Here is a 15,365-nt window from a genome sequence, read left to right as displayed (position 1 = left end):
CTAGAACGAGGAATACGGGTACGCCGAAAACATCTCGATGGTGGCCGGATCTGCGGTAGTTCCCAGGACCACGGCCGCGGCCGTCATGAGGACGCCCATAGCAGCGGCCATGCCGGCCCACGCCGTGAAGAGCTTCCAGTCTTCGCGCAGCACGCTTCCCACGGTTTCGGGAAGCTGCAGCCCGGGCGTGATGAGGTTCGGCGCGGAGTCCACACTGCCGTCATCCAGCAGTGCCACGACGGTGCCATTGCTGCGGTCAACCCGCATGGAGCAGATGTGGTTGCCGTGGCGGGCCAGGAGGATGTCGTGGCCTACGAGCTGCCGGCGCTGGAGAGTGATCAAGATATGCCCCTCGATAGTGGTTGCTGGGTGCCGCACCATTGGGGGCCTATTCAATTTTATCGTTGCGCTAACGGCTGAACCCGGGTATCGGGCGTGAAACCAGACACCCCCCGCAGCGACTTTCGCCACCCGGGGGAGTGTCCGGGGTTACTGCTAGTCGGCGTCGTACGTGTTCGCGATGTAGACGTCGCAGGGCGCGTTGTGCGCCACGCTGTTGGCCACGCTGCCCAGGACGCGGCCTATGCCCTGCATCCTGCGGTTGCCCACAACGATGATGCGGGCTTCCATCCGGACCGCTTCCTTGATGAGGGCATCCGCCGGCCGGCCGCGGGCTGCGGAATACGTGACCTTGACGCCGCCACCGAGGGACTCCGCCACGGTACGGGCCACGTGTTCGGCCGCGTCGGCGTCTGAGACGATCCACTGGTCGCTGCCGCTGCCGAAGATCTCGGTGCGGTCGCTGTCGAAGGCCGACACAACGTGGAGTGATGCGTCCAAGGCAGCGGCGAGGTCGCGTGCGGACTCGGCTGCCTTCTTCGCTGTTCCGCTGCCGTCAACCCCTACAACGATGATTCCGCTCATGTGATGCTCCTTTGCTTCGTTTATGCGGCACTGGTCAGGCCAACGCTACAGCGCAGCTATGGCTTCCTGAAGCACAGGCGCCAGGCGGCGGACACCCTCGGCGATGGCTTCGGGAGGCACGGCGCTGAAGGCGAGTCGCAGTTTGTTGGACGGTTCGTCCGACGGCGTGAAGGCGGCGCCGGGGATAAATACCACGCCGGCGTCGATGGCCTTGTGCAGCAGCGGGTAGGTGTCCACGCCTTCCGGCAGCGTCACCCAGACAAAAAAGCCGCCCTCCGGGCTGGTCCACGTGGCCCCTGCGGGCATGTGTTCCTGCAACGCAGCCAGCATCGCCGCGCACCGCTCGGCGTACAGGCCGCGGTAGGTCTCGATCTGGCCCCTCCAGTCGTACTCACGAAGGTAGGCGGAGACCAGCATCTGGTTCAGGGCGGGCGGGCACAGCGTCACAGACTCGGCTGCAAGGTAGTAGCGCCGCTGCAGGTGTTCCGGCACCAGCGCCCACCCGATGCGCAGGCCGGGCGCGAAGATCTTCGAGAACGAACCCATGTAGATGACGTCCCCGGGATTGTCGGCCCGGAGCGGGGCCAAGTGCTCGCCGGAGTAGCGCAGCAGACCGTAGGGGTTGTCTTCGAGGATCAGAATATTCGCAGTGCGGCATATATCCACCACCTGCTGCCGGCGCTCTTTGGCGAGGGTGGTCCCTGACGGGTTGTTGAAGTTCGGGATGGTGTAAAGGAACTTGATGTTCTTGCCGGCCAGTTGAAGCGCCGCGATCCGCGCCTCCAGGAGATCGGGGACCAGGCCGGATTCATCCATGTCCACCGTTTCCACCTGCACCTGGTATGCCTCGAATGTGTTGAGGGCACCCACGTAGGTAGGGTCTTCCACGAGCACCACGTCGCCGGGATTGCAGAACAATTTGGTGGCAACATCCTGGGCCGACTGTGAACCGGCGGTGATCACCACGTTCTGCGGCAGGGCGTCGAGGATACCTTCAGCGGCCATCACCTCGCAGATCTGGGTGCGCAGTTCTTCGGTCCCCTGTCCGGCGCCATACTGCAGCGCCGTGAGGCCGTCCTCGGCAATGATTTTGGCGGCGGTGGCCGCAAGCCGGTCCAGCGGAAGCGACTGCAGGTACGGACTGCCGCCCGCAAGGGAGACCAGGCCGGGCCGCATGGAAATATCGAAAACGTCCCGCACCGCCGACTGCCGGATGTTCGCGGCACGCTCCGAGAACAGGTCCTCATGCCGGTGCGCTGACGTTGCAGCCCGTTCAATCGCATCTATGGCTTCCGCTGGCAGCGTCCCTGCTGCATCAAGTGTTTCGTGGCTCACACCCACAGGATACAGCCGGATGTTGCTCCAAAAGCAACACTTGTTGTCAACCCGCTTACGACAGGTTGCTGGGCGGGTGGCTAGTCCTGCCTCAGTGCTTCTTTCAGCGGCTGCCCGTTGACGTAGATTTCAGCCCGGATTGCGCCCACGGCCGCAACCGCTGTCTGCGTCAGCTGCGCCTCAACCCGCGGGATGTCGCACACCCCGCCAAGGCTCAACGCGCCGGCCAGGTACACGGTGACCGTCGTTCCATCGAAAGAGCCGGAGAGGAACTTCAGCCCGGAGTCCGCCAAGGCGTTGTACATCTCCCGGCCCTGTCCCGCCCCGGGGCCAAGCATTCCCGCTCCACCCGTTCCCCGCAGAAGCGCACCTATGGCGGCCGGCAGCGGATCGGAATCGGGGGCTTCACCCTCCATGCCCACCAGGCTGTCATTGCAGCCGAATCGCACGCCGTTGCTGCCGCCGTCGTCCAGGAGCACGTAGTATGCCGTCACTGTGCGCGGCACGGCAGGAATGGTGGCCGGGGCCGGCGCCGGTGGTGCGGGCGCCTGCGTTGCGGGCGCCCGTCCGGCCTCGGGAACGGGCAAGCCCTGCGCGGCTTCCGGCGTTGTGGAAGGGCCGGCCGGCGGTACGCTCTCGGCAGGAGGGAGCGTTTCCGGCTCCGGTCCTGCCGGCGGCTGGTCCTGGGGCTGTGGCGCCGGAGCCGCCGGGGGTGCCGCAGCCGGGGCGCTGCTGCCGGGGGCGGATGGAGGGAAAGCCCCCGCGCCTGGACCTGCAGGCGGTGTGCTAATGCAGGCGCAGAGCAGCAGCGGCAGTGCCAGGCAGGCTTTTGCCGTTAGGCGCAAGCCCGTCCGTCGCCTCCCGGCGCTCCATTCTGCTGCCATGACTGCACCGCGATCCCGTTCCGGTACGTTCCGTGGGTTAACGTTACGGCTGGCATTTCCGGCGGAGTGTGTCCGTGAGGTACCGGTTGGGACAAGAGTTGGTCACGGCAGTACCCGGATGCAGCAGCGCCCGGTACGCGTAGCTGCGTACCGGGCGCCGGCGGGTGTCCCTAGGCTGCGGGAGCGGCGGCAGCAAGGGCATCGAACACGCCCTTGATCTGCTCCACAACCTCGGCGTCATCCTTGGGGTGGATTTCGGCGAACCGGACCATGGACCCGGGAACGGCGAGCTTGACGTCCTCGAGGACCTGGGCGCCGGCGATGCCGGCTGCCTTGCGCGCCTCATCCTGCGCCCACACGCCACCGAACTGGCCAAAGGCAGTGCCGACGACGGCCGTGGGCTTGCCGGCGAGGGCTCCGGCGCCGAAGGGGCGGGACAGCCAGTCGATGGCGTTCTTCAGGGCTGCGGGAACGGTGCCGTTGTGCTCGGGGGTCACCAGGAGGACGGTGTCGGCTTCGCTGGCAGCGGCACGCAGGGCGGCGGCGGCGGCAGGTACCTGGCCTTCGACGTCGATGTCCTCGTTGTAGAAGGGGATGTTGCCCAGGCTGTCGTGGATGACAACCTCCACCTGCTCGGGGGCGTTCAGCTGGATGGCCTCGGCCAGCTTCTGGTTCGTTGACCCGGCGCGCAGGCTGCCGACGAGGGTGAGGACGGTGCTCTTAGTCATGAATACTCCTGGGGTAGGGGCAGCGGGAGGGGCCGCGTGCCGGTTGAAGCTGAGGCTTGTTATGCCTTCACCAGCCTAAACGGACCACGGTCCGCTTATTATTCCCAGGGGCTAGAATGTGGCTGTGAGCTCCATCCCACTGCGGCCGGGAATGACGCCGGCAACGCCCGCCGAGCGCAGTGATGCCGTCCGGAACCGGGAACGCCTGCTGGTGGCTGCCCGTGAACTGATATCGGAATGCGGGGCCGAAGGCCTGACCATGGACCGCCTCGCGGAACGTGCCGGCGTGGGCAAGGGCACAGTGTTCCGGCGCTTCGGCAGCAGGGCCGGGCTCATGCTGACGCTGCTCGACGATTCCGAATCCGCGTTCCAGGCCCGGTTCCTGTTTGGCCCTCCTCCGCTGGGTCCCGGCGCGCCCGGACGTGAGCGGCTGATCGCGTTCGGTTCTGAACGGATCGCCTACGTGGTGGAGTTCGGCGACCTGGTGCTTGCCGCTGAGAACGCCTCGCGGGGCCGGTTTGACGTGCCGGCCGCGGCGCTGTGGCACCGGCACATCGAGGTGCTCCTGCGCGAGGCGGGTTTCGACTCGGACCCCTGGCTCATGGCAGGGTCCCTGAGCGCAACGCTGGATCCGGAGCGGCTCCTCCACCTGGTACGGGACCGCGGCGTGGCACCGGAAAGGCTGGCCGCCTCTTGGGCCGACCTTGTCACAAGGGTGGTCAAAGACGCGTAGATTACGCCGGACCCAGCCGCGGCGTCCAGTCATACGGACTTCACAGAATTATTCATAACAATCTGATACGCGCGGGTAGCTTTCCTGCGGTTGCCCACGTTTTACCTCATGGCTTGTGATAGTTTCCTCAAGAAATGTGACCCGCGACATAGTCCATCAGGACGGCCCTGCCAAGGCTGCGGGACAGCCAGCTACCCGCTGGCACAACACCCGGTAAGGCGGCACAACCCCCGCCAATCCCGGGAAGACGGAAGGATCCTGCGCGTGATTGTTGAACTGTCCCGCACTCCGGCACGCCGGCGGAAGCAAGCGTGCCACTTCAGTCAGCGCGCGGCGGCGAATCCGAAGTAGCGCACACCATGCTCAAGTACCTCGCCAGGCGCGGCATCACCTATTTGGTCATGATCTTCCTGACCACGTCGGCCGGATATTTCCTTGCCGTCAGTACACTCAAACCGGCATTGCTGGAACAGGAGCGCATTCCGCGTCCGACGCCGGAGCAGGTAGCCACTTCCATGCGCCTGAAGGGCCTGGACCCGGAGCTCAGCCCCTGGGAGCGGTACCTTGAGTGGTTGACCGCCATCGTGACCCGGTGGGACTGGGGCAGGAGCCCCAATGGGGCGTTCATCAACGCCGAATTCGGTGACCGGGTGTGGATCTCGACGCGGCTGTTCCTCGCGTCCATCATCCTGACCCTGATCATCGGTGTGGCCCTGGGCGTTTATTCGGCCGCCCGGCAGTACAAGTTCCAGGACCGGGTGATCACGTCCTACAGCTACCTCGCCTACATTGTGCCCGCCCCCATCGCATACTTCCTCGTACAGCTGGGCGCCATCAACATCAACGAAACAGTAGGCCAGCGGATCTTCTTCGTCACCGGCATTTCCACTCCCGGCATGGAACCGGGGTGGGAGCAGTTCGTGGACATGCTGGCGCACTACGCGGTTCCGACCATAGCGATCACGCTGGTCGGCTGGGGTTCCTACCAAATAGCGCAGCGCCAGTACCTTTTGGACAACGTCAACGCCGACTTTGTCCGCACCGCGCGCGCCAAGGGGCTCACCCGCAACCAGGCGATCACCCGGCATGCGCTCCGCGTCTCGTTCATTCCCGTTGCCCAAAGCATCGCCTTCACCATCCCAGCCATCTTTGCCGGCGGCTTCTTCGCGGAGAAAATCTTCGCCTGGCCCGGTGTCGGCTCGTGGAGCATCGATGCCATCTCGCTGCAGGACGTCAACGCGGCCACTGCCACGCTCGCCTACGGTTCCGTCATTTTCGCCCTGGGGGCCATCCTGGCTGATTTTGCCACAACCCTCGTTGACCCCAGAGTGCGGGTGCAGTAGCCATGACCAACCTCAATGCCGTCGACCCCGCTGCCGCTGCGCAGGACGCGCACCTGGAAAACGCCGATGTGGTGATCGGCAAGAACACGATCATCTTCCGCCGCTTCATGCGCAACAAAACCGCCGTGGCGGGCCTCGCCATCTTCCTTGCCCTGACGCTCTTCTCCTTTGTGGGCGGCTACTTCACGCAGTGGGACAAGGAAACCATCGATCCCTTCAACATTGGGATGCCGCCGTCGGCGGAGCATTACCTGGGCACCTCCCAGGCTGGCATCGACCTCTATGCGATGACTGTGGAAGGAACCCGGATCTCCATCCTGATCGGCCTGATCGTGGGCCTGGTGTCGGTCCTCATCGCCGCCGTGTACGGGTGCACCATGGCGTACTTTGGCGGCAAGGTGGACAAGGTGATGCTTTTTGTCCTTGAAGCGCTCATCATGATGCCCGCTCTGCTGGTGGTGGCGGTTGCCACCAGCGGGGGAGGGGAAGGCCTGAAACGGGACCTGCCCTCCTGGCTGCTGCTGATCATCGTCCTGCTGGTCTTCAGCTGGATGGGAACGGCCAGGCTGATCCGTTCGCTGTCCATGTCGCTCATGCAGCGGGACTTCGTCAAGGCAGCCCAGTACATGGGCGTCCCGCCGCGCCGGATCGTGTGGCGGCACCTGGTCCCCAACATCGGCTCCCTGCTGGTTCTGGACATCACCCGCGGTGTCACCGGAGCCATCCTTGCGGAAGTCGCCTTTTCCTTCATCGGCATCGGCATCAAGGTTCCGGACGTCAGCCTCGGCGTGCTGATCGGCGGTGCGACCTCCCAGGTCCAGACGTTCCCCTGGATGTTCTGGGTACCCCTGACGGTGATGTTCCTCCTCACCGGTTCCCTGGCGATGATGAACGACGGCCTGCGGGATGCCTTCGACCCCAGTTCCAGTTCCTCGGGCAAAGCCAGGAAAACCAAAGCCCGGAGAATCAGCGCAGAGACGGCAACCATGAAGAAGAAGGCGTCATGAGCAGCGAAACCACTGCCGGGCCGGCAGAGTCCACCGGGCCGGTTGAGCGGCTGCACATCGCCGGGCTCCACGCGGCAACGGATGCCGTGCTGTCCGTCCGGGACCTCAACGTCCGCTTCAACACCGAAAACGGCGTGGTGCATGCCGTCCGCGGTGTTGACTTTGACCTCCTGCCCGGCAAGACGCTGGGCATCGTGGGGGAGTCCGGCTCGGGAAAATCCGTGACGTCCCTGGCCATCATGGGGCTGCTGCCCGCCACGGCCGAGATTTCCGGCTCCGTGAGGCTTAAGGGCCGCGAACTGCTGGGCCTCAGTGACAAGGCCATGTGCGAATACCGCGGCAACGAGCTGGCCATGGTCTTCCAGGACCCCCTCTCGTCCCTGACGCCCGTCTACACCGTGGGCACCCAGATCACCGAAGCGCTCACCATCCACAACCCCACCATGAGCAGGCAGGCCAAAGAAGCCCGCGCCGTCGAACTCCTGGCCATGGTGGGAATCCCCAGCCCCAAGGACAGGCTGCGAGCCTTCCCGCACGAATTCTCCGGCGGCATGCGCCAGCGCGTGATGATTGCCATTGCCATTGCCAACAATCCGCGGGTCCTCATTGCGGACGAGCCGACGACGGCCCTGGACGTCACCATCCAGGCGCAGGTCCTGGAGGTTCTCCACAGGGCGCAGGAGGAAACGGGCGCCGCCGTCGTCATGATCACGCACGACCTGGGCGTCGTGGCTGGCATGGCCGACGAGATCATGGTGATGTACGCCGGCAAGCCGGTGGAGACCGGCGAGGTTGACGAGATCTACTACAACCCGCGGATGCCGTACACGATGGGGCTGCTGGGCGCGGTTCCCAGGGTGGATGTGGCGGAAAAGACGTCCCTGGTGCCCATTGAGGGTATGCCGCCCAACCTGCTCCACCAGCCCACCGGCTGCTCCTTCGCTCCGCGTTGCCCGCTGGTCTCGGACGCCTGCCTGGCCGGGGAACCGGCTTTGGCCCCGGTGGCGGGAGGGGTCCAGCACCGGGCCGCGTGCATCAAGGCGGAATCGCTCGGGAGCGCAGACGTAGACGTGCAGGACGTGTTTGCCGCCCCGCCGGTTCCGGTGTCGCGCTTCGACTCCATCCCCCGGACCGAACGCTCAACCGTGCTGCAGCTCAAGGATGTCCGCAAGCACTTCCCGCTGACCAGGGGTGCTTTGTTCAAGCGCCGCATCGGCACCGTCAAGGCCGTGGACGGCCTGAGCTTTGATATCCGCGAGGGTGAATGCTTTTCCATCGTGGGGGAGTCCGGCTCGGGAAAGACCACCACCCTCCTGGAAATCATGGAGTTCCACAAGGATCAGGACGGCGAGGTGGTGATCGGCGGGATCAGCAACAAGCAGGCCGTCGATGCCAAAACCAAGGGCGCGATGCGGCGGGAACTGCAAATGGTGTTCCAGGACCCCACCGGGGCGCTGGACCCCCGGTTCACGGTCTACGAGGTGCTCGCCGAGCCGCTCCAGAACGTGGGCATGGACAGGCCGGCCATCAGGAAGCGCATCATGGAACTGATGAAGCTCGTGGGACTGCAGCCGGACCACGTCAACCGCTTCCCCAACCAGTTCTCCGGCGGGCAGCGGCAGCGGATCGGGATAGCCCGGGCGCTTGCCGTCAACCCCAAGCTGGTGGTGCTGGACGAGCCCGTCTCCGCCCTCGACGTTTCCGTCCAGGCAGGCGTCATCAACCTCCTGGACAAGCTCCGCGCCGAGCTGGGCCTGAGCTACCTCCTGGTGGCCCACGATCTTTCGGTGGTCCGGCACATCTCCAACCGGGTAGCCGTCATGTACCTGGGCAAGATCGTGGAAATCGGCGAGGTGGACCGGGTTTTCGACAACCCGCGCCACCCGTACACCCGGGCCCTCCTGTCCGCCATCCCGGTGCCCGATCCCCAGCTGGAGCGCACCCGCGAACGCATCATCCTCCAGGGCGACCTGCCCTCGCCCCTGGATGCGCCGAAAGGCTGCAACTTCGCCACGCGGTGTCCCGTCTTCGCTGCACTTCCGCCGGCGAAGCAGGAAAAGTGCCTCACATTGGAGCCGCCGCTGGAACCCGTCGCACCATCGGCGGCCACGCAGGCCCTGGAAGCGGCTCCTGTACCCTCTCCGGACCAGCGCTTTGCCTGCTTTTTCCCGGACGGGGAATTGGACGAAGACATGCTGGTGGTCCACGAACCGGCGGACCACCATGCGCCCTAGGATTATCCGACCCATCACAAGCACCACCACTAGCAACAACGAAGGGAAAACCATGAGGAATCTGACCAGGATCGGCGGAGCCGCAGCCATTGCTGCAACTCTGGCGCTGACGGCCTGTGGCGGTGGTGGCGGTGCCACCGGGCCCGAGACGGCCAAAGGCCAGGAGGCAGGCAGCGACCTGTCCAAGCTCATCAGCATCAACGAGAAGCCGGCAGCCGATCTTGAGCAGGGCGGAAAGGTCACGCTCCCGCTGGGAAGCATCGGCCCGGACTTCAACGGTTTTTCCAACAACGGCAACAGCTCGGATAACTCCGCAATGATGGCACCGATCAACCCGGTGGCTGTGAGCGGCGGCGGCATCGGCGGCTGCTGGAAGGTGGACTTCCTCGGCAAGGCGACGCCGAACCCGGACTTCTGTGAGTCCGTGGACAGCGAGATGGTGGACGGCAAGCAGACCATCACCATCAAGGTCAACGAGAAGGCAACGTATAACGACGGCACGCCCATCGACATCAAGGCCTTCCAGAACACCTGGAACATCCTGAAGAGCCCTGATGCGGGCTACGACATCGTTAGCTCCGGTGCCTACGAATTCGTGGAGTCTGTGGAAGCCGGCAGCAGCGACAAGGAAGTCATCGTCAAGATGACCCAGCCGGTGTATCCGGTGGAGGACCTCTTCTTCGGCCTGATCCACCCTGCCGTGAACTCACCCCAGATCTTCAACGAAGGCTTTGTGGGCAACATGCATCCTGAATGGATGGCCGGCCCGTTCAAGGTGGACCAGTACGATGCCGCCGCCAAGACCGTGACGCTGGTCCCCAACGAGAAATGGTGGGGCAACAAGCCGGTGCTGGAGAGCGTGACCTTCCGCCAGCTGGAAACCAGCGCCCAGATTGCCGCCTTCAAAAACGGCGAAATCGACGCCATGTCCGCCAACACCATCGCGCTCTACAAGCAGCTTGAGGGCACCAGCAACTCCGAGGTCCGCCGCGGCCAGCGCCTCTTCGCCGGCGGCATGAACATCAATGCGCAGCGGGTCACCGACGTTGCCGTCCGCAAGGCCATCTTCGCCGCCGTGGACCGTGAAGCCCTCCGCAAGGTCCGCTTCAACGGCCTGAACTGGGAAGAGCCCAGCTCCGGCTCCATGATGCTCCTGCCCTTCTCGGAGTACTACCAGGACAACTACCCGGTCAAGGAAACGGGCCCGGAAGCCGCCAAGAAGGTCCTGACCGACGCCGGCTACACCGAGAACGCCAACGGCATCATGGAGAAGGACGGCAAGCCCGCAGCCTTCAAGATCAGCAATTTCGGTGACGATCCCACCACTCTCGCCTTCACCCAGACCCTGCAGAAGCAGCTTCAGGCCGGCGGCATGGACGTGGGCATTGACCAGCGCGCCTCCGCCGACTTCGGAAAGGTCATCGGCGCCCGCGAATTCGACATGAGCGTCTCCGGCTACACGGTTGGCGCGGACGCCACGTCGGCGGTCAAGCAGTACTACGACTCCAAGACCAACGAAAACGGCCTCGGTGACGCAGAACTGGACAAGAAGATCGCCGACCTCGCCTCCATCGAGGACAACGCGGAGCGCAACAAGGCGGCCATGGAGGTTGAGAAGGAGCACATGGCCAAGTACTTCTCCATGGGCGTGGTCATGAACGGCCCGCAGATCTCCTTCGTCCGCACCGGCCTGGCCAATTACGGCCCGTCCCTGTTCCAGAGCCTGTCCCAGGTTCCGGACTGGACCACGCTGGGCTGGGAAAAGAAGTAGGCTTCCAGCCGCACTGACGCAAAGGCCGGCATCCCTGAAAGCCAGGGGTGCCGGCCTTCGCCGTACCCCGAAACCCCCGGACGCTCTCTCACCTTTCGCCGGTTTTTCGTCGACGCTCTCGCATTTATTTCCGATTTTTCCCGGACGCTCCCTCGCTGCTGCGGAGTAGCGTAGTCCCATGACCGGGACTGAAGCTGCACCGCGAACCATCCGTACCGCCGTCGTTGGATATGGCCTGGCAGGGAGCGTCTTCCATGCGCCGCTGATCGCGTCGGACGGCAGTTACTCCCTGGACATTATCGCCACGTCCGACGGCGGCAGGCAGGCGGCTGCCACGGCCCGCTTTCCCCGGGTGAAGACAGTGCCTGACGGTCCGGCCGTGCTGAAGCGCGCTGATGACCTGGACCTCGTAGTGCTGGCAACACCCCCGGCCACCCATTACCCGTTGGCCAAAGCCGCCCTGGAGGCAGGGCTGGACGTGGTGGTGGACAAGCCGTTCGCGGTCACCAGCGCCGAGGGCCGGGAACTGGTTGAGCTCGCCGGGGAACTTGACAGGGTGTTGACGGTCTTCCAGAACCGCAGGTGGGACGGCGATTACCTGACCCTGCGCAAGCTGCTGGCGGTGGAGGCTGTGGGTACCGTGACGAGGTTCGAGTCGCGTTTTGAGCGCTGGTCCCCGATTATCGCCAAAGCCTGGAAGGCACGCGCCACGGCGACCGAGGGGGGCGGTGCGCTGTACGATCTGGGCAGCCACCTGATCGACCAGGCCCTCCAGCTTTTCGGCCCGGCATCAGTGGTCCATGCGGAATTGCGGGCGCGGAGGTCGGACGAACGCGCTGAGGACGACGTGTTCCTGGTGCTGAGGCACGAGACCGGGGTGCTGAGCCACCTCACGATGAACATGCTGTGCGCCCAGCAGGCCCCGCGGTTCCGCGTCCTCGGTTCCGTCGGAGGCTATACCAAGCACGGTGTGGACCCCCAGGAACCCTACATCGTGGCCGGCGGCAGCCCGCTGGACGAGGAGTACGGCGTCGAAGCGCCGGAATGGGCAGGGCTCCTGGGCCGTGATGGCCACCTGGACGCCCTGCCCACCGAGCGCGGCGCCTATCCCGAGTTCTACCGGCTCCTCGCGGACAAAATCCTCGACGGCGGCGTGGACTCCAGCCTGCCCCTCCCCGTAAACCCGGAGGATGCCGTCGAAACCCTCAAACTCATAGAAAAGGCACGCGAACTCTCTGCGGCAAGGTCTTAAACCGAAACGCTGGACGACGGACATCCGGCAGCGTGCGTCAAAGCGACGAAGGAGCAGCACGCAGAGGATGTGTGTCGTCCAGCGCAGCGGGACGGGGAGGACTAGGCCGAGACTAGTTCGTGCCAGTCCGTTACGAGCGGCAGGTTGTGGGCCTCGGACACGGAGTGGTGCGCCACGTGGCCGGCGGCGATGTTGAGCCCTGCGGCCAGGGCGGGATCCCGGTCGAAGGCGGCCTTGACGCCCAGGTTGGCCAGGGCGACTGCGTAGCGCAGGGTGACGTTGGTCAGCGCGTAGGTGGAGGTGTTGGGCACGGCGCCGGGCATGTTGGCCACGCAGTAGAAGATGGTGTTGTGGACCTTGTAGGTGGGTTCCTGGTGCGTGGTGGGGTGGGTGTCCTCGAAGCAGCCGCCCTGGTCCACGGCGATGTCCACCAGGACCGAGCCGGGCTTCATGCGGGCCACGAGGTCGTTGGTGACCAGCTTGGGCGCCTTGGCACCGGGAATCAGGACGGAGCCGATCACCAGGTCGGCGTCCACCACGGACTTTTCGATCTCGTACTTGTTCGAGGCCACGGTCTTGAGCCGGCCCTGGTACTGGGCGTCCAGTTCGCGCAGCCGGTGGATGTTGATGTCCATGATGGTGACGTCGGCGCCGAGGCCCAGGGCCATGGCCGCCGCGTTGGTGCCGGCAACGCCTGCACCGAGGACAACCACCTTGGCGGGGCGGACGCCGGGTACGCCGCCCAGCAGGATGCCCTTGCCGCCGGCGGGGGCCATCAGCGAGGAGGCGCCCACCTGGACGGAGAGCCGGCCGGCCACCTCGGACATGGGGGCGAGGAGCGGCAGGCTCCGGCCTTCCTGGACGGTTTCGTACGCGATGGCGGTGACGCCGGAGTTGATGAGCTCCCGGGTCAGTTCGGGCTCGGCCGCGAGGTGGAGGTAGGTGAAGAGGATCAGGCCCTTGCGGAACCGGTGGTACTCGGCCTTGATGGGTTCCTTGACCTTCATCACCATGTCCGCGCGGGCCCAGACGTCGTCCGCCTCGTTCACGATCTCGGCGCCGGCGATCGAGTATTCCTCGTCCGTGATGCCTGAGCCCAACCCTGCACCCCGCTCCACGAGGACGGTGTGGCCGTGGGTGCGGAACTCGTGAACACCGGCGGCGGTGATGGCCACCCGGAATTCGTTGTTCTTGATTTCTTTGGGGACGCCGATGATCATCGTGGGCTCCAGGTTCTCGGCCGGATCGGCCGGAAAGTGCGGGAAGGATTCTGTATTTCCACGATAAATCCGGTTGTGAGCCAGCCGACATGGCTGCAGTGCGGGACCCTGAAGGGAACCGCGTGATTCCGCGGTTTTTGCTGGGGTGGGATCGACATTTGTCGAGTCGCGGAGCGTCAGGTGTCGCCTCCTGTCCGTTCGGCTCCGCAGCTTCCCAGGCAGTACTGTTGGCCCATGCAGCAGCAGGGTGTGGAGCAGCTCGTGGAGCAGGTGGCGCAGAAGCTGGGCCGCGGGCTTTCGCTGGAGGACCTGGACGGTGTGCTGCTCGCCTACAGCTCCAACCAGTCCCACGCTGACCGTGTGCGTGTGAACTTTCTGCTGAGCAAGAAGGTGCCGGCGGACGTGAGCGCGTGGCAGCTCTCGCACGGCATCGCAACGGCCGTCCGGCCTGTGGTGGTCCCCGCCAACGAGGACCTGGGCATGCTGGGCCGGGTGTGCGTTCCATTGATGGTGCGCGGCTTCCGCGTGGGGTACCTGTGGGTGCAGCAGGACAGCGTGGAGGAAAGCCCGACGGCGATCCTCACCCAGCTGCCGGGAGTTAACCATGAACTGGAGATGCTGTCCGGGCTGCTGCTCGATTCCAACACCGCCGAATCCGAGTACCGGCGCGCTCGCGAGCGTGAGTTCCTGGCAGCCTGCGCCGGCGAACCGAACGCGGTGGCCGCCGTGGCCGGGTGGAAGGAAGTCCAGGGCCGGGGGCCGTGGCAGGTGGTCACGGTGCTGGACGCGGACGGCTGGGCGGCCGGGCCGGATCCGATTGCTTCCACGCTGATCCACCGCTCAACTGCCCTGCAGGCCACCGTGGGGGTGGACGCCGTACTGTTCAGTGCAGGAACCGAAACGCATTCGGTGGTGTTGTTCCGCGAATCGACGGGGCGGGCAAACCATGCCCAGGTCCTGGTGCACTACCAGCTGGAGCTGGCCAAACGGTCGGGCCGGCCCGTCCACCGCATCATTCTGGGCATTAGTGAAGGCTTCGGGCGCACCCGCCAGCTGGCCGAGGCGTACCGGCAGTCAAAGATGGCGGCGCAGGCTGCGGCGGTGGACCCGCAGCTGGGAGAACTGGTGGATTGCCGGGCCACGGGGGTTTACCAGTTGCTGGCCTCGGCGGGGGGAGGGGTTGGCGCCTGGGCAGACTCAGGCTCCGTCTACTTCCGGATGCTGGAGGACCACGACCGCAACGGCGAACTGATTCCGGTCCTGGAGCTCCTGTATGACAACGACGGGTCAGTCCAGGATGTGGCCGCCAAGCTACACCTGCACCGCAGCAGCATCTACAACCGGCTGGGCAGGATCCGCCAGCTCCTGGGTGTGGACCCGCTCAAGGGGCTGCCCCGCCTGGAGCTTCATGCCGCGTTGAAGATGCGCCGCTGGTCGGCCCGCCCCAGGATCTAGCCTTCCCGAACCTCCTGGTCCGGGGCTTCCTGGCCGCCGGCCTTCTTCCGGGCATCCTTCTTCTGCTGCTCCACTTTCTGCCGCTCCAGCCAGGCCAGGATGGCGGCCAGGGGAATGCGCCGGTGGCTGCCCCGGTACTCCACCGGGATCTCGCCGCGGTCCGTCATGTTCCGCAGGTAGGTGTGCGAAATTCCGGCGAGCTCTGCGGCTTTGGACGTTGTCAGCATTTCCTCGACGCTGCTGACGGTCACCGCTTCGCCGCGGCTGAACCGGTGGAGGAGATCGACGACGGCGTCCCTCGCCAGGGGCGGCAGCCGGTGGACAGTGCCATCCACAAAAACGGTGATGTCATCGCTGCCCGCGAGTGCCTGGTTTAGCTTGTGGGCATCTTCCGGGGGAAGGGCGCCTGTCATCCGGGGAGCTATCAGTGCCATCATTTCAGCCTACCCGGGCCCTGCGGCCGCGGGAGGTATGCTCGG

14 protein-coding genes are annotated in these 15,365 nt (G+C 65.2%); 7 read left to right on the top strand and 7 right to left on the bottom strand.

All coding sequences use genetic code 11. From position 1 onward, the window contains the following. The 5 genes from AC5RWA_RS07660 to AC5RWA_RS07640 all read right to left on the bottom strand — a co-directional run bounded on the left by AC5RWA_RS07660 (nucleotide 1) and on the right by AC5RWA_RS07640 (nucleotide 3,871). Nucleotides 1-342 carry a hypothetical protein gene (locus tag AC5RWA_RS07660; RefSeq protein WP_079598084.1) on the bottom strand — a complete coding sequence of 114 codons (342 nt, stop codon included), beginning with the start codon at nucleotides 340-342 and terminating at the stop codon, nucleotides 1-3. Nucleotides 343-495: 153 nt separating this feature from the next. Continuing rightward, nucleotides 496-924, bottom strand: coding sequence for a universal stress protein (locus AC5RWA_RS07655; RefSeq protein WP_079598023.1), 429 nt, complete (start codon nucleotides 922-924; stop codon nucleotides 496-498). 45 nt (nucleotides 925-969) lie between these two features. Then, nucleotides 970-2,259 carry an aminotransferase-like domain-containing protein gene (locus tag AC5RWA_RS07650; protein WP_494057142.1) on the bottom strand — a complete coding sequence of 430 codons (1,290 nt, stop codon included), beginning with the start codon at nucleotides 2,257-2,259 and terminating at the stop codon, nucleotides 970-972. An 80-nt stretch (nucleotides 2,260-2,339) separates the two neighbouring features. Continuing rightward, nucleotides 2,340-2,765 carry a GerMN domain-containing protein gene (locus tag AC5RWA_RS07645; RefSeq protein WP_494057141.1) on the bottom strand — a complete coding sequence of 142 codons (426 nt, stop codon included), beginning with the start codon at nucleotides 2,763-2,765 and terminating at the stop codon, nucleotides 2,340-2,342. A 548-nt stretch (nucleotides 2,766-3,313) separates the two neighbouring features. Then, nucleotides 3,314-3,871, bottom strand: coding sequence for an NAD(P)H-dependent oxidoreductase (locus tag AC5RWA_RS07640; protein ID WP_079598020.1), 558 nt, complete (start codon nucleotides 3,869-3,871; stop codon nucleotides 3,314-3,316). A 124-nt stretch (nucleotides 3,872-3,995) separates the two neighbouring features. Between AC5RWA_RS07640 and AC5RWA_RS07635 the strand changes: the two genes are divergently transcribed. From AC5RWA_RS07635 to AC5RWA_RS07610, 6 genes are all read left to right on the top strand, one after another. Next, entirely contained in the window at nucleotides 3,996-4,604 is a 609-nt protein-coding gene (locus AC5RWA_RS07635) for a TetR/AcrR family transcriptional regulator (protein ID WP_494057140.1), read from the top strand. A 359-nt stretch (nucleotides 4,605-4,963) separates the two neighbouring features. Further along, on the top strand, nucleotides 4,964-5,947 hold the full coding sequence (locus tag AC5RWA_RS07630; RefSeq protein WP_494057407.1) for an ABC transporter permease: 984 nt from the start codon (nucleotides 4,964-4,966) through the stop codon (nucleotides 5,945-5,947). Between the two features lie 2 nt (nucleotides 5,948-5,949). Next, nucleotides 5,950-6,954, top strand: a complete 1,005-nt coding sequence (locus AC5RWA_RS07625; protein WP_079598018.1) for an ABC transporter permease — start codon at nucleotides 5,950-5,952, stop codon at nucleotides 6,952-6,954. Beyond that, nucleotides 6,951-9,188, top strand: coding sequence for an ABC transporter ATP-binding protein (locus AC5RWA_RS07620; RefSeq protein WP_494057139.1), 2,238 nt, complete (start codon nucleotides 6,951-6,953; stop codon nucleotides 9,186-9,188). The genes AC5RWA_RS07625 and AC5RWA_RS07620 overlap by 4 nt, the downstream gene beginning before the upstream one ends. A 52-nt stretch (nucleotides 9,189-9,240) precedes the next feature. Then, nucleotides 9,241-10,959, top strand: coding sequence for an ABC transporter family substrate-binding protein (locus AC5RWA_RS07615; protein ID WP_494057138.1), 1,719 nt, complete (start codon nucleotides 9,241-9,243; stop codon nucleotides 10,957-10,959). Between the two features lie 178 nt (nucleotides 10,960-11,137). Beyond that, nucleotides 11,138-12,211: a Gfo/Idh/MocA family protein gene (locus tag AC5RWA_RS07610; protein ID WP_494057137.1), complete on the top strand. Its 1,074-nt coding sequence runs from the start codon at nucleotides 11,138-11,140 to the stop codon at nucleotides 12,209-12,211. A gap of 101 nt (nucleotides 12,212-12,312) precedes the next feature. On the opposite strand, the gene ald is transcribed toward AC5RWA_RS07610, so the two are convergent. After that, nucleotides 12,313-13,431, bottom strand: a complete 1,119-nt coding sequence (gene ald / locus AC5RWA_RS07605) for an alanine dehydrogenase (RefSeq protein WP_494057136.1) — start codon at nucleotides 13,429-13,431, stop codon at nucleotides 12,313-12,315. 234 nt (nucleotides 13,432-13,665) lie between these two features. Here ald and AC5RWA_RS07600 point away from each other — a divergent pair, with 234 nt between their 5' ends. After that, nucleotides 13,666-14,886 carry a PucR family transcriptional regulator gene (locus AC5RWA_RS07600; protein ID WP_079598012.1) on the top strand — a complete coding sequence of 407 codons (1,221 nt, stop codon included), beginning with the start codon at nucleotides 13,666-13,668 and terminating at the stop codon, nucleotides 14,884-14,886. Here the strand turns inward: AC5RWA_RS07600 and AC5RWA_RS07595 are convergent. After that, nucleotides 14,883-15,320, bottom strand: coding sequence for a helix-turn-helix domain-containing protein (locus AC5RWA_RS07595; RefSeq protein WP_494057135.1), 438 nt, complete (start codon nucleotides 15,318-15,320; stop codon nucleotides 14,883-14,885). The two genes, AC5RWA_RS07600 and AC5RWA_RS07595, sit on opposite strands and share 4 nt — an antisense overlap. Nucleotides 15,321-15,365: the final 45 nt, after the last annotated feature.

The organism is Arthrobacter sp. 210 2, assembly GCF_059093025.1.
The sequence above is the reverse complement of the archived record's forward strand: the minus strand, read 5'-3'. Positions and strand labels throughout refer to the sequence as shown.